Here is a 26,214-nt window from a genome sequence, read left to right as displayed (position 1 = left end):
TAGCGCCATGCCGATGTTTGTGGCACCCAGCAGGCAGATTTCGGAGACGACATGACCCAATCGAGCGTACAAAAGCAGCAAGCTTCAACCGACGACCCTTTCCTCTGGCTGGAGGACCGCAACAGCAAGCAATCTCTCGACTGGGTTCATCGCCAGAATGCTCTGACGGTCGCCGAACTGCAGGGCGATCCTTCCTATCAGGACACGTTCGAAACCGCGCTCGACCTGATGACCGCCGAGGACAATATGCCGGTCGGGACGGCGCTTGCCGGCTACGTCTATAATTTCTGGCAGGACAAGACCAACGCGCTTGGCTTGTGGCGGCGCGCTACGGTCGCATCCTACAAGACCGACAAGCCGGACTGGGAGACGATCATCGATTTCGACGAGCTCTCGGCAAAGGAGGGCGTGAAATGGGTGTTCGGCGGCGCCAGCCGGCTCTATCCCGATTTCGACCGCTGCCTGCTCTACATGTCGCCAGACGGGGGCGACGCCAGCGAGATGCGCGAGTTCGACATCGCGACGAAATCCTTCGTCGAGGACGGGTTTCGCGCGCCGGCCTCGAAGTCGGGTTTTTCCTGGCTGGACAAAGACACAGTGATCGTCTCGGCGGCTTTCGAGGAAGAAGACAAGACCCAGTCCGGCTATCCCCGCGTGATCAAGCTCTGGCGGCGCGGCGCCAAGCTCGAGGAGGCAACGCCGATCTTCGAAGGCGAGAAGCATGACCTCGCGGTCGGTGGCGGCGTGGAATATGACGGCGACAAGCGGCATATGCTGCTCGGCAAGACGCTCGACTTCTTCACCTCGCACAGTTTCCTGCGGCTGGCGTCGGGCGAGAACCGGCGTATCCCGCTGCCGGACGACGCCACCGACACGGCGATCTTCAAGGGCCAGCTCATCTTCGGCGTGCGCAGCTCCTGGACGGCGCCAGACGGCACGCGCTGCCTGCCCGATGGGCTCTATTCGGTCGATTTCGACCGTTGGATCGATACCGGTACATTCGGTCCGTTCGAACCCGTGCTCGAGCCCGCGCATCGCGTTTCGATCGCCGGGCTCGCCAGGACGCAGGACCGGCTGTTCATCAACCTGATGGACAATGTGCGCGGCAAGGTCATTGCCTGCGACCGCACCGCCGATGGCTGGTCGCTGAAGCCGGTGGCGCTGCCCGACAACGGCAATGTCGGCATCAGCCATGTCGAGCATTTCGGTTCGAGCGTGTCCTTCTCCTTCACCGATTTCCTGACGCCGAGCTCGATCATCTGGTCTGACGACAATGCCGAGGCGCTGGCAACCGTGAAGTCGCAGCCGGCCCGATTCGATGCCTCGCCTTATGTCTCGGAGCAGTTCGAGGCGCGCTCGAAGGACGGCACGATGATCCCGTATTTCGTGGTGCGGCGCCGCGACCAGAAGGGGCCGGTGCCGGCGCTGCTCTACGGCTATGGCGGCTTCGAAGTGCCGCTCTTGCCCGGCTATGCCGGCATTCGCGGCAGGCTCTGGCTGGACAAGGGCAACGCCTATGTCCAGGCCAGCATCCGCGGCGGCGGCGAGTTCGGTCCGGCCTGGCACCAGGCCGCGCTCAAAGGCAAGCGCCAGAACGCCTTCGACGATTTCGCGGCGGTGGCCGAGGATGTGGTCCGGCGCGGCGTCACCACGGCGGCACAACTCGGCATCCAGGGCGGCTCGAATGGCGGCCTGCTCACCGGTGTGTCGCTGACGCAGCGCCCGGATCTGTTCGGCGCCATCATCATCGACGTGCCGCTGCTCGATATGCTGCGCTACACCGAATTGCCGCCCGGCGCCTCGTGGATCGCGGAGTATGGCGACCCGTCGAAGCCGGAGGCGGCGGCCTGGCTCGGCGCCTATTCGCCCTATCAACATGTCGCGGTCAATGCTGCCTATCCGCCGGTGCTGTTGATGACGTCCACCGCGGACGACCGTGTCCATCCTGGCCATGCGCGCAAGATGGCGGCGCGGCTGCAGGAGGCCGGTCATGGCGGGACGCTGTTCTTCGAAGAGACCGAAGGCGGCCATGGCGGACGCGGCGACCGCCGGCCGCAGGCGGCACAGACGGCGATGCGCTACATGTTCCTGCAGCGGGCGCTTGCCGGCATGGCTTGAATTCTGGGCCTCAGGCGGCATAAGCTGCCGCCATGATCCGCATCAGCACCTCTGGCGCCTTCGGGGTCGCGGTGACGCCGTCACCGCGCACGCTGCGTGCCGAGCTTTTGCGGCTGTGCGCCCGCATCGGCTATTCACCGCCCGCCTTCCTCTGACGAATCCGCCCCCGGCCGTTGCCGGATTGATTCAAGAGGAAAGATCAAATCCATGACCTATCAGAATTATTCGCTGAAGCAGCTTCAGCAGATCGATGCCGCGCATCACCTTCATCCCTTCACCGACCACAAGGAGCTGCGTGAGACCGGGTCGCGCATCATCACCCATGCCAATGGCCCGTTCATCTACGATGCCGACGGCACCGAAATCCTCGACGGCATGGCGGGCCTGTGGTGCGTCAATGTCGGTTACGGCCGCGACGAACTGGCCGAGGCCGCCTATGCCCAGATGAAGGAGCTGCCCTACTACAATTCCTTCTTCAAATGCTCGACGCCGACCCCGGTGCTCTTGTCGAAGAAGCTGGCGGAGCTGGCGCCCAAGCATGTCAGCCAGGTCTTCTACGGCTCGTCCGGGTCGGAGGCCAACGACACGGCGCTCAGGCTCGTGCGCCACTATTGGGCTCTTGAGGGCAAGCCCGAGAAGAACCGCGTCATCTCGCGCAAGTCGGCCTATCACGGCTCGACGATCGCCGGCACGTCCCTCGGCGGCATGGAGCCGATGCACAAGCAGCTCGGTGGCGCGGTGCCCAACATCGTCCATGTGATGATGCCCTATGCCTATGAGCTGGCGCTGCCCGGCGAAAGCGATCATGATTTCGGTATGCGCGCGGCGAAGGCGGTCGAGGACGCGATCCTCGAAGCCGGCGCCGACAAGGTCGCCGCCTTCATCGGCGAACCGGTGATGGGCGCCGGCGGGGTGAAGATCCCGCCAATGAGCTACTGGCCGGAAGTGGAGCGCATCTGCCGCAAATACGATGTGCTGTTGATGCTGGACGAGGTCATCACCGGCTATGGCCGCACCGGCGAATGGTTCGCGGCGCAGACTTTCGGGATCGAGCCCGACACCATCACCACCGCCAAGGCGCTGACCTCGGGCTACCAGCCGCTGTCGGCGCTGCTGGTCGGCGACCGTGTGGCCAAGACGCTGGTCGAGAAGGGTGGCGAGTTCTATCACGGCTATACCTATTCCGGTCATCCGGTGGCCTGCGCGGTGGCGCTCAAGAACCTCGAGATCATCGAGAAGGAAGGGCTGGTCGAGCGCGTCAAGAACGACACCGGTCCGTATTTCGCGCAGGCGCTGCAGGAACAGATCGCCGGCCACAGGCTGGTCGGCGAGGTGCGCTCGATCGGCCTGATGGGCGCGATCGAGATCGTCAAGGACAAGGCGACCAAGGAACGCTACCTGCCGTCGGGAAGTGCCGCGGTCGTCGTGCGCGACCACGCGATTGCACAAGGCTTGATGCTGCGGGCCACCGGCGACACGATGATCCTGTCGCCGCCGCTGATCTGGACGCGCGACACCATCGACATGGCCTGCGAGCGCATCGCCAAGGCGCTTGATCTCGCCGATGCCGATTTGCGGAAGCGCTAAGCAGATTTACTCCGGGCGCTCCTCGATCGGGCGCCCGGTCCATCCCTTGACGTCTCGCGTGCTGCTTTCCGAACGCAAAAACCGCGTCCCGACGGGAACGCGGCTCTGCCAGATACGCATGGCATTTCGCTACAGGAATACTTGCGAAATTTACGGGCTCCGGTACGCGAGACCTGATCCGGAGCGCCGGGCAGACGCGATGTCCGCCTCGCAATCCGTTTTAAAGGCACATCGTTACCGGTGCGTTAGCGAGACCTTAAGCAAATCTAAATTTGCCGGCTTCACATCGGAAAATCTTGAAAATAACCTTTGAAAAGCAGTGGCTTAAGTCGGATTTCCGCGCAGGAAATTAATAATGCCGGAAAAATCGGCGCCAGCGTTCCCTTGCGCGTTGAACAAGGCGTAAAGCTGCGTGGCTTCAGCGCCGAGCGGGGTCACGGCGCCCGCGCCAAGTGCTGCTTCCTGCGATAATTTCAGGTCTTTCAGCATCAGGGCCGCGGCAAAGCCCGGCTTGTAGTCGCGGTTGGCCGGTGAAGCCGGAACCGGGCCGGGGACCGGGCAATAGGTGGTAAGCGACCAGCATTGGCCCGACGAGGTCGAGGCGACGTCGAACAGCGCCTGATGCGACAGGCCGAGTTTTTCGGCCAGCACAAAGGCTTCGGCGACGCCGATCATCGAGATGCCGAGAATCATGTTGTTGCAGATCTTGGCGGCTTGGCCGGCGCCGTCGCCGCCGCAATGGACGACGCGTCCGGCCATCGGCTTTAGGACCGGCTCGGCAGCGGCAAAAGCCTTATCCGAGCCGCCGGCCATGAAGGTGAGGGTGCCGGCCGTGGCGCCGCCGGTTCCGCCGGAGACCGGGGCGTCGATCGACGGGAGACCATGCTTGGCGGCAATGGCATGCGCCTTGCGCGCCGATTCGACATCGATGGTCGAGGAATCGATCAACAGCGCGCCCTTCTTCGCCTTCGGTGCGATGTCTTCGTAAACCGACAGCACATGCTTGCCTGCAGGCAGCATGGTAATCACCACGTCGGCATCCTTCACTGCGGCGACGGCATTGGCTATGACGGTAACGCCATGTTCTTTCGCGACAGTGAGGTTCTCCGGAACCAGATCAAAGCCGTTAACAGTGTGCCCCGCCTTGACGAGGTTGGCGGCCATTGGATTGCCCATGTTGCCCAAGCCGATGAAGGCGATCGTCGTCATAGCAGCGCTCCGTGATTTGGTAGGCAGTAGGCAGTAGGCAGTAGGCAGTAGGCAGTAGGCAGTAGGCAGTAGGCAGTAGGCAGTAGGGGTCTATTCAGGTGCGAGCTTGATAATAAGCTGGCGAAGCATTTTTCCGACGGCTTCTGTGGCTGACAGCATATGATGAACCTCATCACGAGCGGCCAGGCCGATGCGTTCAGCGATCTGGAGATGCGTCTCAAGCTCCTTTAGAGAGCCTTGGGCTATCCTGAGAAACTGCTGGTAAGAGCCGGTGTTATCTCGGCCGTAACCTTCCGCAATGTTTGCAGGGATAGATGTGGCTGAGCGGCGAATTTGGCTGGTCAGCCCATACAATTCCTCTTTTGGCCATACCTTGGTCAAGGCGTAGGTAGCGACGGCCAAATCCATGGTCTGCTGCCAGACGATCAAATCCTTGTACGAGTTGATCTTACCGGTCATCTTTCCCTACTGCCTACTGCCTACTGCCTACTGCCTACTGCCTACTGCCTACTGCCTACTGCCTACCTATCAACGCCCGCGCGATGATCACGCGCATGATCTCGTTGGTGCCTTCGAGGATCTGGTGGACGCGCAGGTCGCGCACCAGCTTCTCGATGCCGTAGTCGTGCAGATAGCCGTAGCCGCCATGCAGCTGCAGCGCATCGTTGGCGATATCGAAGCCGATATCGGTGACGAAGCGCTTGGCCATCGCCGACCATTTGCCGGCGTCCGGCGCCTTGCGGTCGAGCTTCGAGGCGGCGGCGTAGAGGAAGATGCGGGCCGCCTGCAACTCCGTCTCCATGTCGGCCAGCCTGAACTGCAGCGCCTGGAACTGATTGATCTTGGAGCCGAAGGCCTTGCGCTCAGAAGTGTAAGCGAGCGCCTTGTCGAGCGCCGACTGGGCTCCGCCCAGCGAACAGGCGGCGATGTTGAGGCGGCCGCCGTCGAGCCCCGCCATGGCGATGCCGAAGCCGGCGCCTTCCGCAGCAAGCAGGTTCCCGGCCGGCACCTTGCAATCCTCGAAGATGACCTGGCGGGTCGATTGCATATGCCAGCCCATCTTGTGCTCGTTGGCGCCGAAGGAGAGGCCCGGCGCATCCTTGGGCACCACAAAGGTCGAAATGCCCTTCGGACCGTCGGCGCCGGTGCGCGCCATCACGACATAGAGGTCGCTGTCGCCGGCGCCGGAAATGAACTGCTTGGCACCGTTGAGCACATAGTCGCCGCCGCTCTTGACCGCGCGCGTCTTCAACGCGGCAGCGTCCGAGCCCGAACCGGGCTCGGTCAGGCAATAGCTCGCCAGCCATTCCATCGAGGTCAGTTTCGGCAGGAAGCGCTGGCGCTGCTCATCGGAGCCGAAGCGGTCGATCATCGAGGCCGCCATGTTGTGGATGGAAATGAAGGAGGAGAAGGCCGGATCGGCATGGGCGAGCGCCTCGAAGATCAGCACCGCATCCAGCCTGCCGAGCGCCGAGCCGCCGACATCGTCGCGGACGTAGATGCCGCCCAGGCCGAGCGGCCCTGTCTCGCGGATCACATCGGCGGGGAAGTGTTTTGCACGGTCCCAGTCGAGCGCGTTGGGCGCGACGCGATCCGCCGCGAAGGCCTGGGCCATCTCCTGGATGGCGCGCTGTTCCTCGTTGAGTTCGAACTGGCCAGTGCCCGCATCGACTGCCGCGTCCATGGCGTGCTCCCTGTCGTTTATAGTTTTTGGCTTTGCGCGCCGTTTAATCTAGACCAATGATGCCGCCGCGCAAACCCGGCTTCCCGCGGACCGGTTGTGCATGGATTGACCAACGGAGCCTTGCGTGCCGACAATTTTCGATGAGTTGCTGGACCGGTTCCACGCCTATCTCGCCGGCGTCGACAACAATCTGGTCGCGGACGAAGTCGCGCGCATTAGATGGGATATGCCTGCCCGTTCTCTCGAGCCGCGCGCGCTTGGCTGCCTTAGCCATCTCGACCGCATCGCCGAGCTTGCATCGACGGACGCCAAGCCGCTGGTGCAGTTCGTTGCCGACCATCGCAATATGTTGCGCTGGGGACAGACCTATACCGCCGCCGATTTCGGGCAGGGATTCATCGACAATTACGGCTGGCTGGAAGTGTTCGGCACGCGCGGGCACTTCGTCAATGACGAGGTCGCGGCCGGCCTTTTGATCCTCGGGCCTGACATCGCCTATCCCGATCATCATCACATCGCCGAGGAAATCTATATTCCGCTGACCGGCGGCACGGAGTGGCGGATGGGCGAGGGCGGTTTCCATGTTCGCGACGCCGGCGCGGTCATTCACCACGCCTCCAACGTCAATCATGCCATGCGCACGGGCAAGGAAGCGCTGATGGCGCTCTATCTCTGGCGCGGCGGGCCGCTGGCGCAAAAGTCGACCATTGGCTCAGGGGGCCGAGGCTGATGGCCAAGGCGATTATGTTGCAGGGCACCGGCTCGGATGTCGGCAAGACCGTGCTGGTGGCGGGGCTTTGCCGGGCCGCGAAAAAGCGTGGGCTGAAGGTCAGGCCATTCAAGCCGCAGAACATGTCGAACAATGCCGCCGTCGCCGACATTCCCGGCGACGACACCTCCGGCGCCGGCGAGATCGGCCGCGGGCAATGGCTGCAGGCGCTGGCCTGCGGCGTTCGGCCGACCGTACATATGAACCCGGTGCTGCTCAAGCCGCAGAGTGATATCGGCTCGCAAGTGGTGGTGCAGGGCAAGGTGCATGGCGAGGCGCGGGCGCGCGACTACCAGGCGATGAAAGCCGGATTGATGGACGCGGTGCTCGATTCCTGGGCCAAGGTCTGCGAGGGCGCCGACCTGGTCATCGTCGAGGGCGCCGGCTCGCCCGCCGAAATCAATCTCAGAAGCCGCGACATCGCCAATATGGGTTTCGCGACGCGCGCCAAAGTGCCGGTGATCCTTGTCGGCGACATCGATCGCGGCGGCGTCATTGCCTCTGTCGCCGGCACGCATCTGATCCTGCCTGAGGAAGACCGGCGCATGATCGCCGGCTATCTCATCAACAAGTTTCGTGGTGATGTTTCGTTGTTCGACGACGGGATAAGCGCGATCGAAAAGTTCACCGGCTGGCGCTGCTTCGGCGTCGTGCCGTGGCTGAAGGCGGCCGGTCGGCTGCCTTCAGAGGATTCCGTCGTGCTCGAACGCCTCGCTTCCGGCGAGAAACGAGCCTTGAAGGTGGCGGTGCCGATGCTGGCGCGCATCGCCAATTTCGACGATCTCGATCCGCTGAAGGCCGAGCCGCAGGTTGAGGTGGTGTTCGTGCCGCCCGGTAAAAGGCTGCCGGAGGATGCCGGGCTGGTTGTCGTCCCCGGCTCGAAATCGACGATCGGCGATCTGCTCAAATTTCGCGAGAACGGCTGGGATCGCGATCTTCTCGCCCATCGCAAGCGCGGCGGCCATATCGTCGGCATCTGCGGCGGCTACCAGATGCTTGGTCGCATGGTGCGCGATCCGGATGGGATCGAAGGCAGCGCGACCGAGGCTGAGGGCCTCGGCCTGCTCGACATCGAAACTGTGATGGAGCCTGAAAAGACCGTGCGCAATTCAAGCGCGCATTCGGTGCAGTTCGGCCTGCCGCTCGAAGGCTATGAGATTCATCTCGGCCGCACCACCGGCCCGGACACGGCGCGACCGTCAACGGTCCTCAACGGCGCCGCGGACGGCGCGGTTTCCGCCGACGGCAAGGTGATCGGCACCTATCTGCACGGGCTGTTCTCCGCCGACGCTTTTCGCGCCGCGTACCTCGCGAGCCTCGGCATCAGGGATGGCGGCATCGATTACCGCGCCGACGTCGAGAAGGCGCTGGATGAGGTCGCGGCCGAGTTGGAGAGGCATCTCGACTGCGACACGATATTCACCCTGGCACGGTAGCCGCCGAAGCGTCTTCAAATCAAAAGCGCCCGGCAGGGCCGGGCGCTTCGAGTTGCCTAAGATGCCAAAGTGCTGTGGGCTCAGGCGCCGCGCATCAGGCAGCCGGCGGCAAGCACGATATAGGCGATGAGCATAATCCAAACTGACGCAAGCGGAATGAATGCAAGAATGCCAAGAGCGGCGAGAAGGCCGATAACGGCGATGACCAACGAAATAATAAACACGATCTGGGTAGGTGCACTGAGATTCATGTCTAGTCCCTCCAACATGATTCGCACGTCGACATCCTATCAGGCGCGCCGTCACACACCAATTAGCTGGCGTAAGGGATTGGCCGGGTCGGCCAGCAGCTTCGCCGCCAGCGCCAGGCAGACGACGACAAGCAGCGGCTTGATCAGCTTCGCGCCGGTCCGGATCGCCAGGCTCGCGCCGACACGGGCGCCAATGAACTGGGCTACGCCCATCATCAGACCGATCTTCCAGTCGATGACGCCGACGGCGGCGAAGACGACGAAGCCGCCGATGTTGGAGGCGAAATTGAGCAGCTTGGTGTGCGCCGTCGCCTTGAGCACGCCATAGCCGGCAAGAGTGACGAAGGCGAGCATATAGAAGGAGCCGGCGCCGGGGCCGAAGACACCGTCATAGAAGCCGACCAGCGGCGGGATGATCAGGCCGAACAGGAAAGGCGACAGCCGCTCGGCACGGTCGACGTCGTCCATGTTCGGCTTCAGCGCGAAATAAAGCGCGATGGCGATCAGAAGCAGCGGCAGGAGGGCGCTTAGGAAATCGCCGGGAACGACCGTCGCCAACAGGGCGCCGACCGCGCCGCCGACAAGCGCCAGCAGCGCCGACGGCAACTGGCGGCGCAGGTCGACGTGGCCGTTGGCGGCATAGTGGATGGTGGCCGAACCGGAGCCGAACATGCCCTGCAGCTTGTTGGTGCCGAGCGCGGCGACCGGCGAAAAACCGGCGAGCAGCAGCGCCGGGATCGTGATCAGCCCGCCGCCGCCGGCGATCGAGTCGACGAAGCCGGCGGCAAAGGCCGCGGCGATGAGTATGAGGACGGTCTGCAGGGTAGGGTCGATCATCAGGCAAGGTCGCGGCGAGGAGAGCCGCAGCTTGCATCACGCTCGACCAGTTTGCGCAAGGCCAATTCCGCGCTAGATCGGTTCGCCGTTTCACGCCGAACCGCACTATCCTTTGCTTTGGCGCATTCCGAACGGAAAACCGCTTCACACTTTTCGTGGAATTGCTCTAACAATCAGATGGAATCGCGGAGGGAGGCTGATGGCGATGGCGCTGCTTGACCAGATACGTTCGATCTTCGACGGTGACCCGGGGGTGCGCAAGGTGGCGGACGATCCTGTGCTGTCGGCGGAATTGCTCATGCTGTTCCGCATGATCCTGGCCGACGGCTCGGTGTCGGAGAGCGAGATGGTCGTCTTCCGGCGCATCTGCAAGGAAGCCTTCGGCATTGCCGAGACCTCGATCGACAGCGTCATCGAATATCTCAACGACTATGGCTACGAGACCAACGGTTCGCAGGCGATCGCGCTGTTCCGCGATCTCGATGTCGAGCGCCGAAAGCTCCTTGCGCGCCACATGGCGGAGATCGCCAAGGCGGACTCCAAGCTTGCCGAGAGCGAGGTGAAGCTCCTGCGCCGCACGCTCGACCTGCTCGATATCAGCCCGGTCGATTTGGTCAAACCCGAGAGCTGAAAGCGGGCCGGTCGTCTATCCTTGTTCCTGCATGCGCCGCGCGATGGCGCGGTGGAGGTCGGGTGCCGCCCCGACCAGCGCCTGCGCCGCTTCCGAGCGCGGATGGTCGAGCACATCAGCGGCCCGGCCGCGCTCGACGATCTTGCCTTCATGCATGACCAGCACCTCGTCCGCCATGGCGCGGGCGACCGTCAGGTCATGCGTGATGAAGAGATAGGCGATGCCGAGCGTCTGGTTGAGCTCGGCGAAAAGGTCGAGGATCTGGGCGCGGATCGAGACATCCAGCGCCGAGACCGGCTCGTCGGCCACCACGAGCTTGGGTCGGGTGATTATAGCGCGGGCAATCGACAGGCGTTGGCGCTGGCCGCCCGAGAATTCATGCGGGTATTTGTCCATGTCGCGCGGACCGAGCCCGACTTCATCGAGCGCATGCGCGACCATCTCGCGGCGCTCGGCCTTCGCCGGCTGCTTTTCGAGAAGATGCAGCGGCTCGGCTACCAGCTTCTCCACCTTCTGGCGCGGGTCGAAGGAGCCGTAGGGATCCTGGAACACCACCTGCATGTCGCGCCGGGCCGGCCTCAGCGCCGGCTCAGGCTTCCCCGTTATGGCCTCGCCGCGAAAGCGGATCGTGCCCGCAGTCGGCTTGTCCAATGCGAGGATCATGCGGGCGAGGGTGGATTTGCCGCAACCCGAGCGGCCGACGAGCGCGACCGATTGGGCAGGCTCAATGGTGAGCGAGACATCGTCGACGGCGCGGATCGGCTGCGCCGGCCGGAACAGGGATATGCGCCGTCCCGGATAGTCCCGGCCAACGCCTTCGACTTCGAGCAACGGTTTTGCCGACCCGGCAAGGTGTGGTTTCGGCCGCGCCGGCACATGCATGGAGGCCAGCGCCAGCTCGCGCGTGTAGGGGTGGAGCTGTTCCGACAGGGTGCGCGCCGTGTCGCCCGCTTCCATAACCTCGCCTTGGCGCAGGATAGTCAGGCGATCAGACATCTCGGTCACCACGGCAAGGTCGTGCGAGATGAGCAGGAGCCCCATGCGGTTTTCGCTGACCAAATCGCGCAGAAGGTCGAGGATCTGCGCCTGCAACACCACGTCGAGCGCCGTCGTCGGCTCGTCGGCGATAAGAAGTTTCGGCTTCAGCGCGCAGGCGATTGCGATGACGACGCGCTGGCGCTGGCCGCCGGACAGTTCGTGCGGGTAGCGCGACAGCGGGAATTTGGCTTCCGCCAGCCCGACGCGGTCGAGGATTTTTCGCGCGCGGTCCTCGGCTTCGGCGCGGCCCGCTTTGGTGTGCCAGCGAATGCCCTCGGCGACCTGTTCGCCGATGGTCTTGACGGGGTTGAGCGCCGTCATCGGTTCCTGAAAGACCATGCCGATATCGTCGCCGCGCAAGGCGCACATCTGGTCCTCGGTCGCGGCAAGGATGTCGATGCCGTCGAAGGCGACGCGCCCGTCGGCGCGCGCGAGATGCGGCAAAAGCCGCATGATTGTCAGCGCCGTCATCGACTTGCCGGAGCCGGATTCGCCGACCAGGCCGACAACCTCGCCGGGCGCGATGGCGAGCTCGACGCCTTTCAGGATCGGGGTGCCGCCGATCGTCAGCGACAGGTTCTCGATTTCGAGCAGGCTCATCGCTGCCGCCGCGATTTCGGATCGAGGATGTCGGCGATGCCGTCGCCGAGCAGGTTCAGCCCAAGCACGGTGATGACGATCGCCATGCCCGGAAAGATCGCCATCCAGGGGGCGGTCATCATGCGCGTCTGCGCGTCGAACAGCATTCGGCCCCAGCTCGGCATCGGCGGCTGGGCGCCGAGGCCGACATAGGAAAGCCCGGCTTCGGCGAGGATGCCCAGCGCAAACTGGATCGTGCCCTGGACCAGCAGCAGGGTCGCGATGTTGGGCAGGATGTGCTCGATGCTGATCCGCGTCATACCCTTGCCGGCGGCGCGCGCGGCCAGGATGAATTCGCGTGGCCAGATGGCCAGCGCGCCGGCCCGCGCGACGCGGGCGAAAACCGGAATATTGAAGATGCCGATGGCGATGATGGCGTTGACGGCGCCCGGGCCGAAGATCGCGGTGATCATGATTGCCGAAAGCAGCGCCGGAAAGGCGAAGACGAGATCGTTGACGCGCATCAGCGCCTCGTCGACCATCCCGCCGCGCGCGGCGGCGAAGGCGCCAAGCGGCACGCCGATGGCCATGCCGATGCCGACCGCGACCAGCGCCACGGCGATCGAGTTGCGGGCGCCGACCATGATCATCGACAGGATGTCGCGGCCGAAATGGTCGGTGCCGAACCAGTGCGCCAGCGAGGGCGCCTGCGTCTTGTCGGCGATCACCAGCCTGGTGACGTCATAGGGAGTCCAGACGAAGGAGAGGAGCGCGACGGCCACGATCAGCAGCGTGATGATGAGCCCGATCAGGAAGGAGCGGTTGCCGAAGGCCTTGGCCAGCACGCCGGCAATGGTTTCTTCGGGCAGGTCGATGCGCATGCTCATTGCCGGCCTCTAAGGCGCGGGTCGACGATGGCGTAGGAGAAATCGACGATGAGGTTGATGACGATCACGGCGGCGACCAGCAGCATGACGATGCTTTCGACCACGATCAGGTCGCGCTGGGTGATGGCCTGGAACACCAGCCGGCCGAGGCCGGGCAGGTAAAAGACATTCTCGATGATGATGGTGCCGGCAAGCAGGAAGGCGAATTGCAGGCCGAGAATGGTGACTACGGGGATCATGGCGTTGCGGAGCGCATGGCGCCACAGCACGGCGCGATAGGGCAGGCCCTTGGCGCGGGCGGTGCGGATATAATCCTCGTTCAGCACCTCGATCAGTGCCGAGCGGGCGACGCGGGCCAGGATCGCGGCCTGCGGCAGCGCCAGTGCGATCGCCGGCAAGAGCAGGGACTTCAGCGCCGGCCAGATGCCCGCATTCCAGCCTGGGAAACCGCCGGCGGGAACCAGATGCAGCCAGACGGCGAAGAGGTAGATCAGCATCAGCGCGAACCAGAAATTCGGCACGGCGACGCCGAGTTGGGCTGCCCCCATCGCCAGCGTATCGCCGGCACGGCCTTGCCGGCTGGCGGAGAACACGCCGACCGGGATGGCGATGACCGTGGAGAGCGCCAGCGCGATCAGCGCAAGCGGCAGGGAAACGGCAATGCGTTCGCGGACCAGGTCTATGACGGGAACCGAATAGGTGTAGGAGCGGCCGAAATCGAGGCTGAGCAGCCCGCCCGCCCAATGGAGATAGCGCAGCACCAGCGGCGCATTCAGCCCCATCTGGTTGCGCAGCAGCTCGACCTGGTCGGCGTTCGCATTCATGCCCAGCATCAGGCGTGCAGGATCTCCGGGCAGGATCTCCATGACAGCGAACACCACAATGGAGGCCAGCACCAGCGTGAGGGTCGCGATGATCAAGCGCTTGAGGAGGTAGGCGGTCATGGGAGGCGATCAGGCGATCGCACCGGTCTCAATCCGTCCACTTCACCTTGGTCAGGTCATCCGCCTCGATCGGCCAGTTCGTCCACATGCCCTGCAGCTTGGCGTCCCAGACGCCGATCTTCGGCAACTCGAACAGGTAGACCGCGGGCACGTCGTGCGCGAGAATCTTCTGCGCCTCGCCCAGCAGCTCCAGCCTCTTGTCCTTGTCAACCGTGGCGCCGAGCTCCTTGATGACATCGTTGAACTTCGGATTGTCGTATTGGAAATAATAGCCGGGCCGTGAATAGATATCGATGTCGTTTGGCTCGACATGGGAAACAATCGTCAGGTCGTAGTCCTTGTTGGTGAAGACCTGGCTCAGCCACTCCGCCCATTCGACCGGAATGATCTGCAGATTGACTCCGATGTCCTTCAGTTGGGACTGAATCACCTGGCCGCCGTCGCGTGCGTAGGGTACGGGCGGCAGCTTGATCGTGGCCGAAAAGCCGTTCTCCAGCCCCGCTTCCTTCAGATACTGCTTGGCCTTGGCGATGTCGTGCGGATAGACGCCGGTGAGATCGACATAGCCCGCATCGCCTGGCGAAAAATGAGAGCCGATCGGCTTTCCAAGACCGTTCGAGGCTGCGTCGATGATGGCACTGCGATCGATCGCCGAGGCGAGCGCCTGCCGCACCGCAAGCTTGTCGAAAGGTGGCTTCTTGTTGTTGATCGACAGGATTGTCTCGCCCTCGGTAGAGCCGATAACAATGCGGAAGCGCGGATCGGACTGGAGCTGCCCGAGCGCGTCCTGCGCGGGCATGTTGGCGAAAGCCTGGATGTCGCCCGAGAGCAAGGCGGGAACAGCCGCGGCGGCGTCGGGAATGATGCGGAATGTCGCCTTGTCGAGCGCGGCCGGTGTGCCCCAGTAGTCCAGGTTCTTGATGAGCGTGATCTCGGAACCCTTGGCCCAGTGATCGAGCTTGAACGGACCGGTGCCAATCGGCTTGTCCTTATTGCCGTCGGCCGATCCTTTCCCCACGATCACCGCCGCGACCTGGCCCATGTCGTAAAGGAAATTGCCCTGCGGACCGTCGAGAGTGACCTTGACCGTCGCTGGATCGACCGCCGTGACATCGGTGATGTGCGCAAAGAGCGGCTTTTGCGGATTGAGCGTATCCTTGGCGCGCGCCCGGTCCAGCGAGAATTTCACGTCGTCGGCGCTGAAGGCCGAGCCATCGTGGAACTTCACGCCGGAATGCAGCTTGAACGTGTAGACCTTGCCGTCGTCGGAGACGGCCCAGCTCTCGGCGAGACTGCGTTGAACCTGGCCGTTGTCGTCGATGCGTGTCAGCCCTTCAAAGACATTGGCATAGGTGACTTCGCCAATGGCAGCGGCCGCGCCGGCGGTCGGATCGAGATGCGGCGGCTCGAGCACGATGCCGAGTGTGAGATCGGTGCGCGCGGCAGAGGCCGACGTGGCGGCGGCAAGCGACAGGACGGCCGCGGCCAGGATGGTCTTCCACAGTTTCATCGCTGAACTCCCATTGCTTAAACGTGCTCAAGCCGGCGGATAGAAGCGTGATTTCGCGTGCGAGTAAATTGCGTTTCGTGCTGCCGGACGGCGCCAAGCGGAATGTTTTTGCGGATCAGCCGGTCGTGCCGCGCAAGAGCACGTTGAGACCGATCGCCATCACCTTGGCCGATTCCACCATGTCGCCGATGCCCACCCATTCGTCCGGCCGGTGGGCGAGGTCGAGGATACCCGGGCCATAGGCGATGCAGTCATAGAGGTGGCCGATGCGCGCGATGTGCTTCTGGTCGTAGGTGCCGGGCGAGATCACATAGTCGGGCTCGCGATCGAACACCTCCATGATGCCCTTAGCGACAGCTTTCACCACCGGTGCGTCGCGCTCGGTCATCAGCGGCAGCACCTCCATCAGGTCGCGGATCTCGTAATCGAATTTCTTCCGCTCGCGCTTCAGCCGCTCGAGGATGCCGGTGACTTCGCCTTTGACGGTCGCGATGTCCTCTTCGAGCAGGAAGCGTCGGTCGATGGTGAGCCGGCACCAATCCGGCACGTTGGGTGAGGGAAGCCCCGGCCGGAAATCCTCGGTCTGGCCGCCATGGATCGAATTGATGTTCATGGTCGAGCGCCGGGCGCCTTCCGGCACCACCGGCATGCGCGTCATCTTGCGATCGAGCGCCGGGAACAATTCGTCCTCGAAGGCCCGCAGCACGGCGCCCATATGGCGCACCGCATTGTCGCCGAGGAACGGCATCGAGCCATGCGCAATTTCGCCCTTGGTCTCGATCTCGGCCCACCAGACGCCACGGTGGCCAAGGCAGATGCGATCCTTGTTCAATGGCTCCGGGATGATGACATGGTCGACTTTCGGCTTCGAGAAATAGCCGAGCCTTGCCAGGTGGGCGACGCCACCGAAACCGCCCGATTCCTCATCCGCGGTGCCCGATATCTCGATGGCGCCGGGGAAGTCGGGATGGACTTCCATGAAGGCTTCCGCGGCGATGACCGAGGCCGCCAGACCGCCTTTCATGTCGCAGGCGCCGCGGCCATAGACCTTGCCGTCCTTCACCACGCCGGCAAAGGGATCTACGGTCCAGCCGTCACCAGCCTCGACCACGTCGATATGCGAGTTGAAGTGCACGCAGGGGCCGGGCGAGCGGCCGTCGAAGCGGGCGACGACATTGACGCGCGGGTAGCGATCGCTGTCGCCGGGCGTGCCCTCGGCGCGGATAAATTCGGTCTCGAAGCCGAGTTTGCCGAGGCGCGCGCCAAGGAATTCGGCGCACGGCCCGTAGGCTTCACCCGGCGGATTGACGGTCGGGAAGCGGATCAGGCCCGCGGTCAGCGCAACGAGGTCGTCGACCCGATCCTCGACCGCCTTGAGAAGTCGTTCATTCATTCGGCGGATTGAAGAAGGAACGCGGCGCTTTTGCAAGCAGCCAGTCGCTCATTGCCACACGACGATCCAGGCAATGGCCCAACGCTCCACCTAAACTTCAAAGGGTGCGTGCCGCGGCGGCAACTATACCGGGAAAATCGTTCAAATTCGCCGCATTGGATTGGCCGATTCGTCAACGAGTGTGTGGTACTTAACGCATCTGCCGGCAGAAAGATGGAAAAATCGCGTCAATGGCAGGGGGCAATCAAAGGGGTTTGATCGCATGAAAAAGTTCGTTCTCATGGCAATCGTGCTGGCAACCGCGTTGTTCGGCATGTCTGTCGCAAGCCGGGCGGCCAACCTGGTCGCCAATATCGACGTCTCGTCGCAGACCATGACCGTCAGCCAATACGGTCAGGTGGTCTATCGCTGGAGCGTGTCGACCGCGCGCAAGGGCTACTTCACGCCGCGCGGCAGCTACCGGCCGCAATGGACCGCCCGGATGTGGTATTCGCGCAAGTATGACAACTCGCCGATGCCCTATTCGGTTTTCTTCCACGGCGGCTACGCCATTCACGGCACCGGGGCGGTCAGAAATCTTGGGCGTCCGGCGTCGCATGGTTGCGTGCGCCTGCATCCGGCCAATGCCGCGACCTTCTATGCGATGGTCAAGGAAGCCGGCTTCGGCAACACGCGGATCGTCGTTGCCAACTGATCCGATGCGGCAGAGCCGGCCGGTTACTGGCCGGCTGTCGCCTTCGCCTGCCCGCGCTTGCGGCTACGGCCGCTGATTTCCCAGCGCTTGTGGAACCACATCCACTGTCCAGGATCCTCGCGCACCCAGCGTTCGACCACATCGGTGAGAAGCTGGGTGGTGGCAGCGACGTCGACGGTGCCATCTTCGGTGCGCGGCAAGGTCAGCTTGTCCTCGATTTCGAGACGGAAGCGGTTGCCCGGCAACCTGACGCAGCGGGCGGGGTAAACATCGCAGTCATAGTGGCGGGCAAGCATGCCAAGCATCGGGTTGCTCTGGGATAGGCGGCCGAAGAAGGTCGTTTCCACACCGCCTGAAAATTTCTGATCGACCAGCACGCCGATATTGCCGCCATTCTCCAGGATGGCGGCAAGGGCGAAGGATGCGCCGGTGGCGGAGGGCAGCAGCCCGCCCATCGAGGAGCGGCGGGTCGACAGAATGTAGTCGGCGAGGTAGGGATTGTTCGGCGGACGAAACAGCGCCGTGATGCTCATGCCGAAAGTGGCGGCGGCGACCGGCAGCAGCTCGAAATTGCCGAGATGACCGGTGAACAGGATGTGCGGCCTCTTCTCGCCGGCGATCTCGACGAAATGCTCGATGCCGCGAACCTCGACCCGGCCCGGCTTCGAGGCGTTCGGATCGAAGTCGAACAGCGCGTCGAGGAAGATGTACTCAGCCGCGAGGCGAGCCATGTTGCCCCACATGTCGAGCGCGATGGCTTCGATCTCGGCGTCGCTCTTTTCCGGATAGGCAAGCCGCAGATTATTGATAGCCACGCGGTGGCGTCCGACCATCGGACCGATGCGGCGGGTGATGCGGTCGGCGAAGTTGAGCGCGCTGTCCGGCGGCAGAAGGCGCAGCAGCGAGAGCAATACCATAGCCAGTCGCGCGACCAGCCAGTACTCCATCTGGCGCAGCCGCCGGCCGTAGCGGAACATGAAGTCCCGGCGGGCTTTCCTGAACACCTTGCCGACCATCCGCCTTTCCTGGAATTGCTTTAGGAAACGCGCAGGATGATCTTGCCGAACACGTCGCGGCCTTCCATGCGCTTCAGCGCCGCGTCGATGTCGTCGAAACCCACCTCGGTATCGATCACCGGGGCAACGAGGCCGGCCGCCATCTTCTGCATGGCATTGGCCATGTTCTCCATGCGGCAGCCGAAGGACCCGAGCAGCTTCAGCTGCTGCTGGAAGAGCTGCATCAGGTTGACCTGCGTCGACACGCCCGAGGTCGACCCGCAGGTGACAAGGCGGCCGCCGCGCTTCAAACAGAGCATCGAACCGGCAAAAGTGTCGGCGCCGACATGCTCGAACACGACGTCGACGCCCTTTTTCTTGGTCAGCTTGCGCACGATGCCTTCGAAACGGTCCTCGCGGTAGTTGATGACGTGATCAGCGCCAAGCGCCTTGGCCTTGTCGATCTTGTCGTTGGAACCAACCGTGGTGATGACGGTGCAGCCCATCTTCTTGGCCAATTGGATCGCGGCGCTGCCGATGCCGGAGCCTCCGGCATGAACAAGTATCGTTTCACCGGGCTCGAGTTTCGCATTGTCGAAAAGCATGTGCTCGACCGTGCCGAAGGTGACGGGCGCGACAGCGGCGCCGATCTCGGACACGCCCGGAGGAGCAGACACGAGAAGGCGTGCCGGCAGGTTGATCTTCTCCTGGGCAAAACCATCGAGATGGAAGCCGTGGACGCCCGATACGTGCTCGCAGAGATTGTCGCGGCCTTCGCGGCAGGCGCGGCACAGACCGCAGGTGCGTGCGCCGTAGATCGACACCAATTGTCCCGGCAGCAGATTGGAGACGCCGGGCCCGACCGCCTCGACCTCGCCGGCGGCTTCGGCGCCGACGACCAGCGGCAGCTTGCGTTTGGCAAAGGCCATGCCGCGCCAGCCCCAGACATCGATATGGTTGAGCGCCACCGCCTTGATGCGGAGCGTCACTTCGCCGAGCGAAGGGGGCGGAGGAGGAGGCAGGTCCACCGTTTCAAGGCGGCGGTCCTCGATAAGTTGCAATGCGCGCATACGGCCTGTCGGGTTCTGAACTAAAACGCGGGTGCGCTTTAGTTCTTTGTTTTATGCATGTCGTCGTCGCAAAATCGATTTCACTTTTGCGCGACATGCATTGGCGGAAAAAGCCCGCTTAGACCGGTTCCCGCGCCATGACAAGGCAGGTGTTCTGACCGCCGAAGCCGAAGGAATTCGACAGAACGGTGCCGACTTCGGCGTTGCGCTTCTTGTTCGGCACGACATCGAGCACGATCGCCGGGTCGGGATTGTCGTAGTTGATGGTCGGCGGGATGACGCTTTCGCGCATGGTCATCAGCGAGAAAGCGGCCTCGACCGCGCCGGCGGCCGACAGCGTGTGGCCGATCATCGACTTGTTCGAGGAGATCGGCATCGAGCCGATGCGCTCGCCGAAAACGGTCGACAGCGACAGGTGCTCCATCTTGTCGTTTTCCGGCGTCGAGGTGCCGTGCGCGTTGACGTAGTCGATCTCGTCTTCGCTCAGGCCCGCATCGGCAAGGACGGCGCGTACCGCGGCGATCGCGGGCGAAGCGTCGGGCTTGGAGCGGGTGCGGTGGAAGTCGTCGGCCTTTTCGCCACAGCCGCGCATGATGCCGACGATCGTCGCGCCGCGCGCAAGGGCTCCTTCCAGCGATTCCAGCACCAGCGCGCCCGAGCCTTCCGCCAGCACGAAGCCGTCGCGGTCCTTGGAGAAGGGCTTTGAGGCCTTCTCGGGAATGTCGTTGTGGGTGGAGAGCGCCGACAGCAGCGAGAAGCGGATCAGCGCCTCGGCCGTGGCGGATCCGTCGGCGCCGATCGACAGCGCCTTGTCGCACTCGCCGCGCCGGATCGCCTCGACGCCGAGCTGGATGGCGGTGGCGCCGGATGCGCAAGCCGTGGACAGGGTGATCGGCAGACCGCGCGTGCCGAAGCGGTCGGCCAGCCGGTCGGCAATCGAGCCGAACTGCGTGGTTTCGAAGATGTCGAGTTCCTTCAGTCCGCGCGCGACCCTCAGCAGCCTTTCGGCGCCGTTATCCTGCTTGTCGGAATTGTAGAGCGAGAAGCGGTCGGCCCAGTCGAGCTCGACCGGCGGCGACGCCAGGAACAACGGTCCGCCGAAATCGCCGGAATCGAGACCTGCCTCCGACACCGCCTCCTGGGCCGCTGTCTCGGCCAGCTCGTAGGTGAGCGGGCTGGCGCCCTTGGAACTCGACGGCAGGAAATCGACCATGCCCGAGATGCGGGTGTTGAGGTGGTCGACGGGAAAGCGGGTAATCGGATGGATGCCGGATTTGCCCGAGGTCAGCGCCGCCCAATTGTCGGCCTTGCCGACGCCGAGCGAGGTCACCACGCCGATGCCGGTGACGGCAACGATCGGCCTGCCCATGTGGTCGCGGAGATTGGCCATGCTTACGTCTCTTTCTAGAGCATCTCAGCATTTCACGGAAACGCCGAACCGCTCTACTTCCTTGTCTTTACGCAAGTCCGGACTGAAAGCCGTTTCACGCTTTTCCTGGAATTGCTTTAAGCGGCTTTAACCAGCCCAAGGCCCTCGAATTGGTGATAGCCAATGGCTGTTGCAAGGACGGTTGCGGGAGCACCTTCGAATTGCCGTTCCACTGTGGCATCGAAGACAGGGTAACCGGCCTTTCGGTCGACGGCCATTGCCGCGAGTGCAACGGCGAAGGGGAACTGCGCTTCCTTCATGTGACCGGTCAGCGTCGAGAATGCCCGCGCGGCAAGCGCCGGGTTCGCGTCGAATGATGCCTTCTCCGCCGCTGTTGCGGCGTGGGCGCCGGAGGCGGCGGAAATCGTGAGCAGTTCGCCATCGGGAAGGGCGGCCTGCTTCAGCAGCATGGCGATCTCCGCATTCAGTTCGCCGCGCCGGCGCCTGGCGCGGCCGGAAACGACGGGGCCAAGCTCGGCGTAGATCTTGCGGCCGCGGCTTTTCGCATGCGCGCGCTGCTCCAGCACCAGGAAGGCGCCGCCGGAGCCCGTCACCACGCCGCCGCCTTCGCTGCCCTGGCGTTGCCAGACCGGTTTCCACGGACCGCGATGCAGATAACCGGCTAGCTCATAGCCGAGCAGCATGTCGGAATGCTCGGTCTGGAAGGCGCCGCCGACCAGCACATGGGTCGACTGCCCGGAGCGGATGCGCGCGGCTGCCGTCTCGACGGCGGAAACGCCCGCGCCTTCTTCGCCCATGAAGGTGCGGGACGAGCCGGTGACCTTGTGGACGATCGAGATGTTGCCGGCGAGCAGGTTGGAGAGCTGGGCGAGGAACAGCGTCGGCCGCAATTCCGTGGTCAGCTTCTCGTTGAGCAACACGTCGCGGTCGTTGCGGCTTTCGGAGGCCGCAAGGATCGCGGCGTCCACGGCTTCGTCGCGTTCGCCGCCGCCGGCCGCCACCACCATGTCCATGGTCGCGCAAAGCTCGTCATTGCCCTTGATGCCGGCGTCGTCCAGCGCAAGGCCGGCGACATAGGTGCCGAGGCGCTGCCAGGTTTCCATCTGCCGCTGGTCGCCGCGCTTGGCGATCTGCAGGTTCCAGTCGATCTCGGGCAGGGGATGGATGGTATAGGGCGCGAAACGCTCAGCCTCGAGCACCGGCTGGAAACCAGGCTGCGTAAGCTTCCGCCAATGCGCGTCAGGGCCTTCTCCCAGCGAAGAGACAAGGCCTATGCCGGTGATGACGACGTCGTGGGAACTGTCGTGAGAACTCATGGTGGCTGTTTTGGGGTCAGCTGGCTGGGCGCGTCAAGGGCCGCGCCCGAGCCGGTTCAGGCGGTCTTGGCCGCGACCAGAGCGTCGATCTTGGCGCAGAGGTTCTTCATGACGAAGTAATCGTCGGTGGAAGCCTTGCCGTCATTGACTTCCTGTGTCCACTTCTCGAGCGGCACCTTGATGCCGAATTCCTTGTCGATGGCGAAGACGATGTCGAGGAAATCGAGGCTGTCGATGCCGAGATCGTCGATGGTGTGGCTCTCCGGCGTGATGGTGTCGATATCGATCTCGCTGGTGTCGGCAATGATCTTGGCGACTTTCTCGAAAGTGGTGGACAAGGGCTTTTCCTTCGGTTGCGGGCGGAATCTGTCCGCATCTTGTTCGGGCGCTGTCTAATCGGTTTTTCCCGGCAGGAAAAGGCCGAATGCGCCGGCCGCAGATGGGATACCGGCTTTGGGAACGCAATCCAAAAGCAATGCACCGAGCTTCTTGAATTGCGTTTGCGGACGCTGCCGGTGGCATTTCTGCAACAAATGCGCCTTAAAATGAATAACCGGCCGTCAGAAAGTGACGCGTCCCAGCACCTTGAGGCCGTCCCCCTCCGGCGCCACCACGACGGCCTCACCCTCGCGCGGCGCCACGCCGGTGAGCGCTTCGATGTCTTCGAGATGGGTGACCAGCACCAGATTGTCGGAACCGGAATAGTCGCGGATCTCCTTCATGATCGCGGCGATCTGCGCGGCTTTCGCGGCGGGATCGGCTTTCAGCAGATCGAGCGGCGCGAAAGGTTGCGGCTCAGATTCGAAAGCGATGCGGGCGGTGTCGAGGCAGCGGCAGTAGCGGCTGGAGAGCACGTGACCGATCGGAGCCGCGCGGGCCGCGAACAGCGCGCCGATGCGGCTTGCCTGCTGCTTGCCGCGCTCCGACAGGTTGAGCTGGGTCGCGCAATTGTCGATGTCGAAATTCGCCGGGTCGGTAGCCCCGGTGACGAAGGTATGGCGAAGCAGCACGACATGGCCGCCGTCGCGCAGCAGCGCCCAGCCGGCGTCGGTCGCGTGGGCAAGGCTCGGAGCAGCAGCCAGGAGAAAAAGCGCCAGAACAATTCGCAGCATCAGAAGTCCTTTGGCGGCCCAGCGAGGCCAAGGCCGTGATTGGCATATAGGGACCGCAAAGCCGGCCGGAAAACAAGCGGAGGAGCCGGGGAGCGCCGCATTGCGCCGATTGCATGGCGATCAGGGCTCGCCTATCACGGGAAAAATGTCTCCGCCTAAAAAATGACGCCGCTCACCGAAACCGTCCTTTTCGTCTTCAGCCTCGTGGCGCCCGGCTATCTGGCCGGGCTCACCGGCTATCTGAAGCCGGCGAGCGGGGAGGGCCTTTCCGAATTCGCCGTCAACGTGGCGATGCCGCTGCTTCTGTTCCAGACCATGGTCAAATCGGATTTCCATGGCGTCACGCCGTGGTCGCTGTGGGGTGCCTATTTTGCGGCCGTCGCCATCACCTGGGCCGTGGGCCACCTGGTCACGACGCGCGTCTTCGGCCGGGATGCACGCGCCGGCATCGTCGGCGGCGTGTCCTCTGCCTATTCCAACATCGTGCTGCTCGGCGCGCCTTTCATCCTGGGCATATTCGGCGCCAGCGGCTTCGAGGTGATGTCGCTGCTGGTCTCGGTCCACCTGCCGATCATGATGATGGCCTCGATCGTACTGTTCGAGATGTTCGGACGCGGCAGCGGCGAGACGGTCCATCCGCTGCGCGTCGTCAAAAGCTTCCTCAGGCGGCTGTTCATCAACCCGTTGATCATCGGGATCCTGGCGGGGCTTGCCTGGCGCCTCACCGGCGCGCCGCTGCCGGACCTTGTCGAGCGGCTGGTCGACACGCTCGCCGACACGGCCGGGCCGGTGGCGCTATTCGCCATGGGGCTCAGCCTGCGGCGCTTGGGCATCTCCGGCAACATCCGGCCGGCGCTGGCGCTTTCGGGGCTGAAACTGTTCCTGATGCCGGCGCTGGTGCTGGCGTTCGTCTGGCTGCTCGGCCTGCCGCCGCTGACGGCCAAGGTCGCGGTCGTCGTTGCGGCGATGCCTTCGGGCATCAATTCCTACCTGATCGCCGTCCAGTTCAACACCGGCCAGGCGCTGGCTTCGAACCAGATGACGCTTGCCACCGCAAGCGCGGTGCTGACCACATCGTTCTGGTTGACGGTGGTCGTGCATATCTTCGGATAGGCGTCGATAAGCCGACACGCGGGTCGCTTTTGCTGGCCCAACCCCTATATGCCATCTTGTGATTGCTTGCCCGCCTTTCCCTAGGTAAGAGCAATGCGCCGGCGTGCGGCTCGTCAGCACGCTCCAACGGATATCCAGAAAAACGGCCCGATCAGCGCGCCGAACGGAGGCCAGACCATGCTTCAGAAAACCAGCCATTTCATGCGCCAGGCCAATCTCATCAACGGCGAATGGGTGCAGGCCGACAGCGGCCAGACCATCGACGTCAACAATCCGGCAACGGGCCTGAAGATCGGCACCGTGCCGAAGGCCGGCAAAGCCGAAACCCGCCGCGCCATCGAGGCGGCTGGCGAAGCTTTCAAGAGCTGGCGCAAAACCACCGCGCTCGAGCGCTCGAAGCTTCTGCGCAAGCTGCACGACGCGATGATGGATAATCAGGACGTGCTGGCCGAGCTCTTGACCATCGAGCAGGGCAAGTCGCTGTTCGAATCCAAGGGCGAGATAGGCTCTGCCGCGGCCTATATCCTGTGGTTCGCGGAGGAAGGCCGACGCACCTATGGCGACATCGTGCCGTCGCCGTGGGGCGACCGCCGCATCCTGGTGACCAAGGAGCCGGTCGGCGTCATCGCCGCCATCACGCCATGGAATTTCCCGTCTTCGATGTTGGCCCGCAAGCTCGGCCCGGCGCTGGCCGCGGGCTGCACGGCGGTGGTCAAGCCGGCGACGCAGACGCCTTATTCGGGCCTGGCCTGGGGCGCGCTCGCCGAAGAGGTCGGCTTCCCCAAGGGCGTCGTCAACATCCTGACCGGTGCCGCCGGCGAGATCGGCGATGAGATCTGCGCTAATCCGCTGGTGTCGAAGATCACCTTCACCGGCTCGACCGAGGTCGGCAAGCTTCTCATCCAGAAGTCTTCGGTGACCGTCAAGAAAGTGTCGATGGAGCTCGGCGGCAACGCGCCGTTCATCGTCTTCGACGACGCCGACATCGATCGTGCCGTGACCGGCGCGATCACCGCCAAGTACCGCAATTCCGGCCAGACCTGCGTTTGCACCAACCGCTTCCTGGTGCAGGCCGGCGTCTATGACAAGTTCGTCGAGAGGCTCGCCGCTGCCAGCAATGCATTGAAGGTCGGTTCCGGCCTCGAGGAAGGCGTGCAGCAGGGGCCGCTGATCGACGAGAAGGCGGTGGAGAAGGTCGAGGAACTGATCGCCGATGCAACGTCCAAGGGCGGCAAGGTCGTCGTCGGCGGCAAGCGCCATGCGCTCGGCGGTTCGTTCTTCCAGCCGACGGTGATCGCCGACGCCACCCCGAAAATGCGCTTCATGAAGGAAGAGATTTTTGGGCCGGTCGCTCCCGTGTTCAAGTTCGAGACCGAGGAACAGGCGATCGCTTTGGCCAACGACACCGAGTTCGGCCTTGCCTGCTATTTCTACACCGGCGATCTCGGCCGTGCCTTCCGGGTCATGGAAGGGCTGAAATACGGCATGGTCGGCGTCAATGAAGGCCTGATCACCACCCCGGAGGCGCCGTTCGGCGGCGTCAAGGAATCCGGCCTCGGCAAGGAAGGCGGACATCAGGGCATCGAGGACTACCTCGACACCAAATATGTCTGCATCGGCGGCCTCGGGCTCTGATAGCAGTCCACGGATC

Annotated in this window: 25 protein-coding genes; 9 read left to right on the top strand and 16 right to left on the bottom strand. The window is 63.6% G+C overall.

Annotated elements, in window-relative coordinates:
• Positions 1-51: 51 nt before the first annotated feature.
• From RFM68_RS05355 to RFM68_RS05345, 3 genes are read left to right on the top strand one after another with little or no spacing between them, the layout of a single operon-like run.
• Positions 52-2,118 (top strand): prolyl oligopeptidase family serine peptidase, encoded by a 2,067-nt coding sequence (locus RFM68_RS05355; RefSeq protein ID WP_320231656.1) that lies wholly within the window; start codon positions 52-54, stop codon positions 2,116-2,118.
• Positions 2,119-2,150: 32 nt separating this feature from the next.
• Positions 2,151-2,273: a capsid protein gene (locus tag RFM68_RS05350; RefSeq protein ID WP_320231655.1), complete on the top strand. Its 123-nt coding sequence runs from the start codon at positions 2,151-2,153 to the stop codon at positions 2,271-2,273.
• 52 nt (positions 2,274-2,325) lie between these two features.
• Positions 2,326-3,705: an aspartate aminotransferase family protein gene (locus RFM68_RS05345; protein ID WP_320231654.1), complete on the top strand. Its 1,380-nt coding sequence runs from the start codon at positions 2,326-2,328 to the stop codon at positions 3,703-3,705.
• Between the two features lie 324 nt (positions 3,706-4,029).
• Here the strand turns inward: RFM68_RS05345 and mmsB are convergent, their stop codons facing one another.
• The 3 genes from mmsB to RFM68_RS05330 form a co-directional block, all read right to left on the bottom strand.
• Entirely contained in the window at positions 4,030-4,914 is an 885-nt protein-coding gene (gene mmsB / locus RFM68_RS05340; protein ID WP_320231653.1) for a 3-hydroxyisobutyrate dehydrogenase, read from the bottom strand.
• Between the two features lie 90 nt (positions 4,915-5,004).
• Positions 5,005-5,373, bottom strand: coding sequence for a four helix bundle protein (locus tag RFM68_RS05335; RefSeq protein WP_320231652.1), 369 nt, complete (start codon positions 5,371-5,373; stop codon positions 5,005-5,007).
• 55 nt (positions 5,374-5,428) lie between these two features.
• Positions 5,429-6,598, bottom strand: coding sequence for an isobutyryl-CoA dehydrogenase (locus RFM68_RS05330; protein ID WP_320231651.1), 1,170 nt, complete (start codon positions 6,596-6,598; stop codon positions 5,429-5,431).
• Positions 6,599-6,722: 124 nt separating this feature from the next.
• Between RFM68_RS05330 and RFM68_RS05325 the strand changes: the two genes are divergently transcribed.
• Together RFM68_RS05325 and RFM68_RS05320 are read left to right on the top strand one after the other, a co-directional pair.
• Positions 6,723-7,328 (top strand): dimethylsulfonioproprionate lyase family protein, encoded by a 606-nt coding sequence (locus RFM68_RS05325; RefSeq protein ID WP_320231650.1) that lies wholly within the window; start codon positions 6,723-6,725, stop codon positions 7,326-7,328.
• Complete coding sequence (locus RFM68_RS05320) at positions 7,328-8,803, top strand: cobyric acid synthase (protein WP_320231649.1); 1,476 nt, start codon at positions 7,328-7,330, stop codon at positions 8,801-8,803. Before RFM68_RS05325 ends, RFM68_RS05320 begins: the two co-directional genes overlap by 1 nt.
• Before the next feature lie 80 nt (positions 8,804-8,883).
• Here RFM68_RS05320 and RFM68_RS05315 read toward each other — a convergent pair whose 3' ends face one another.
• Positions 8,884-9,054 (bottom strand): hypothetical protein, encoded by a 171-nt coding sequence (locus tag RFM68_RS05315; RefSeq protein ID WP_224715183.1) that lies wholly within the window; start codon positions 9,052-9,054, stop codon positions 8,884-8,886.
• Positions 9,055-9,105: 51 nt separating this feature from the next.
• A complete protein-coding gene (locus RFM68_RS05310) occupies positions 9,106-9,891 on the bottom strand; it encodes a TSUP family transporter (RefSeq protein WP_320231648.1) in 786 nt (261 codons plus the stop codon).
• Positions 9,892-10,090: 199 nt separating this feature from the next.
• Here RFM68_RS05310 and RFM68_RS05305 point away from each other — a divergent pair, with 199 nt between their 5' ends.
• Positions 10,091-10,522, top strand: coding sequence for a TerB family tellurite resistance protein (locus tag RFM68_RS05305; protein WP_320231647.1), 432 nt, complete (start codon positions 10,091-10,093; stop codon positions 10,520-10,522).
• A 15-nt stretch (positions 10,523-10,537) separates the two neighbouring features.
• On the opposite strand, the gene RFM68_RS05300 is transcribed toward RFM68_RS05305, so the two are convergent.
• The 5 genes from RFM68_RS05300 to RFM68_RS05280 all read right to left on the bottom strand — a co-directional run bounded on the left by RFM68_RS05300 (position 10,538) and on the right by RFM68_RS05280 (position 16,873).
• On the bottom strand, positions 10,538-12,160 hold the full coding sequence (locus RFM68_RS05300) for an ABC transporter ATP-binding protein (protein WP_320231646.1): 1,623 nt from the start codon (positions 12,158-12,160) through the stop codon (positions 10,538-10,540).
• A complete protein-coding gene (locus RFM68_RS05295) occupies positions 12,157-13,026 on the bottom strand; it encodes an ABC transporter permease (protein WP_320231645.1) in 870 nt (289 codons plus the stop codon). The genes RFM68_RS05300 and RFM68_RS05295 overlap by 4 nt, the downstream gene beginning before the upstream one ends.
• Entirely contained in the window at positions 13,023-13,970 is a 948-nt protein-coding gene (locus tag RFM68_RS05290; protein ID WP_320231644.1) for an ABC transporter permease, read from the bottom strand. Before RFM68_RS05290 ends, RFM68_RS05295 begins: the two co-directional genes overlap by 4 nt.
• A gap of 28 nt (positions 13,971-13,998) precedes the next feature.
• Entirely contained in the window at positions 13,999-15,480 is a 1,482-nt protein-coding gene (locus tag RFM68_RS05285) for an ABC transporter substrate-binding protein (RefSeq protein ID WP_320231643.1), read from the bottom strand.
• 115 nt (positions 15,481-15,595) lie between these two features.
• The gene (locus RFM68_RS05280; RefSeq protein WP_320231642.1) at positions 15,596-16,873 is read right to left on the bottom strand and encodes an acetylornithine deacetylase/succinyl-diaminopimelate desuccinylase family protein; all 1,278 of its coding nucleotides are present in this window, start codon (positions 16,871-16,873) and stop codon (positions 15,596-15,598) included.
• A 262-nt stretch (positions 16,874-17,135) separates the two neighbouring features.
• Here RFM68_RS05280 and RFM68_RS05275 point away from each other — a divergent pair, with 262 nt between their 5' ends.
• Positions 17,136-17,567, top strand: a complete 432-nt coding sequence (locus RFM68_RS05275; RefSeq protein WP_320231641.1) for a L,D-transpeptidase — start codon at positions 17,136-17,138, stop codon at positions 17,565-17,567.
• A gap of 23 nt (positions 17,568-17,590) precedes the next feature.
• Here the strand turns inward: RFM68_RS05275 and RFM68_RS05270 are convergent, their stop codons facing one another.
• The 6 genes from RFM68_RS05270 to RFM68_RS05245 all read right to left on the bottom strand — a co-directional run bounded on the left by RFM68_RS05270 (position 17,591) and on the right by RFM68_RS05245 (position 23,450).
• On the bottom strand, positions 17,591-18,583 hold the full coding sequence (locus tag RFM68_RS05270) for a lipid A biosynthesis lauroyl acyltransferase (RefSeq protein WP_320231640.1): 993 nt from the start codon (positions 18,581-18,583) through the stop codon (positions 17,591-17,593).
• 20 nt (positions 18,584-18,603) lie between these two features.
• Entirely contained in the window at positions 18,604-19,632 is a 1,029-nt protein-coding gene (locus RFM68_RS05265; protein WP_320231639.1) for a zinc-binding dehydrogenase, read from the bottom strand.
• A gap of 118 nt (positions 19,633-19,750) precedes the next feature.
• Entirely contained in the window at positions 19,751-21,022 is a 1,272-nt protein-coding gene (locus RFM68_RS05260; protein ID WP_320231638.1) for a beta-ketoacyl-ACP synthase, read from the bottom strand.
• A 116-nt stretch (positions 21,023-21,138) separates the two neighbouring features.
• The gene (locus RFM68_RS05255) at positions 21,139-22,338 is read right to left on the bottom strand and encodes a beta-ketoacyl-ACP synthase (protein WP_320231637.1); all 1,200 of its coding nucleotides are present in this window, start codon (positions 22,336-22,338) and stop codon (positions 21,139-21,141) included.
• 56 nt (positions 22,339-22,394) lie between these two features.
• Positions 22,395-22,676 (bottom strand): acyl carrier protein, encoded by a 282-nt coding sequence (locus tag RFM68_RS05250; RefSeq protein WP_181056006.1) that lies wholly within the window; start codon positions 22,674-22,676, stop codon positions 22,395-22,397.
• Between the two features lie 222 nt (positions 22,677-22,898).
• Positions 22,899-23,450, bottom strand: a complete 552-nt coding sequence (locus RFM68_RS05245; RefSeq protein WP_320231636.1) for a histidine phosphatase family protein — start codon at positions 23,448-23,450, stop codon at positions 22,899-22,901.
• Positions 23,451-23,612: 162 nt separating this feature from the next.
• Between RFM68_RS05245 and RFM68_RS05240 the strand changes: the two genes are divergently transcribed.
• Together RFM68_RS05240 and RFM68_RS05235 are read left to right on the top strand one after the other, a co-directional pair.
• Positions 23,613-24,563: an AEC family transporter gene (locus RFM68_RS05240; RefSeq protein WP_320231635.1), complete on the top strand. Its 951-nt coding sequence runs from the start codon at positions 23,613-23,615 to the stop codon at positions 24,561-24,563.
• A gap of 177 nt (positions 24,564-24,740) precedes the next feature.
• Entirely contained in the window at positions 24,741-26,198 is a 1,458-nt protein-coding gene (locus RFM68_RS05235; RefSeq protein WP_320231634.1) for an NAD-dependent succinate-semialdehyde dehydrogenase, read from the top strand.
• The last annotated feature ends 16 nt before the right edge of the window (positions 26,199-26,214 follow it).

This window comes from Mesorhizobium montanum (assembly GCF_033977145.1).
Taxonomy (GTDB): domain Bacteria; phylum Pseudomonadota; class Alphaproteobacteria; order Rhizobiales; family Rhizobiaceae; genus Mesorhizobium; species Mesorhizobium montanum.
This window is presented reverse-complemented; position numbering and strand designations above follow the sequence as displayed.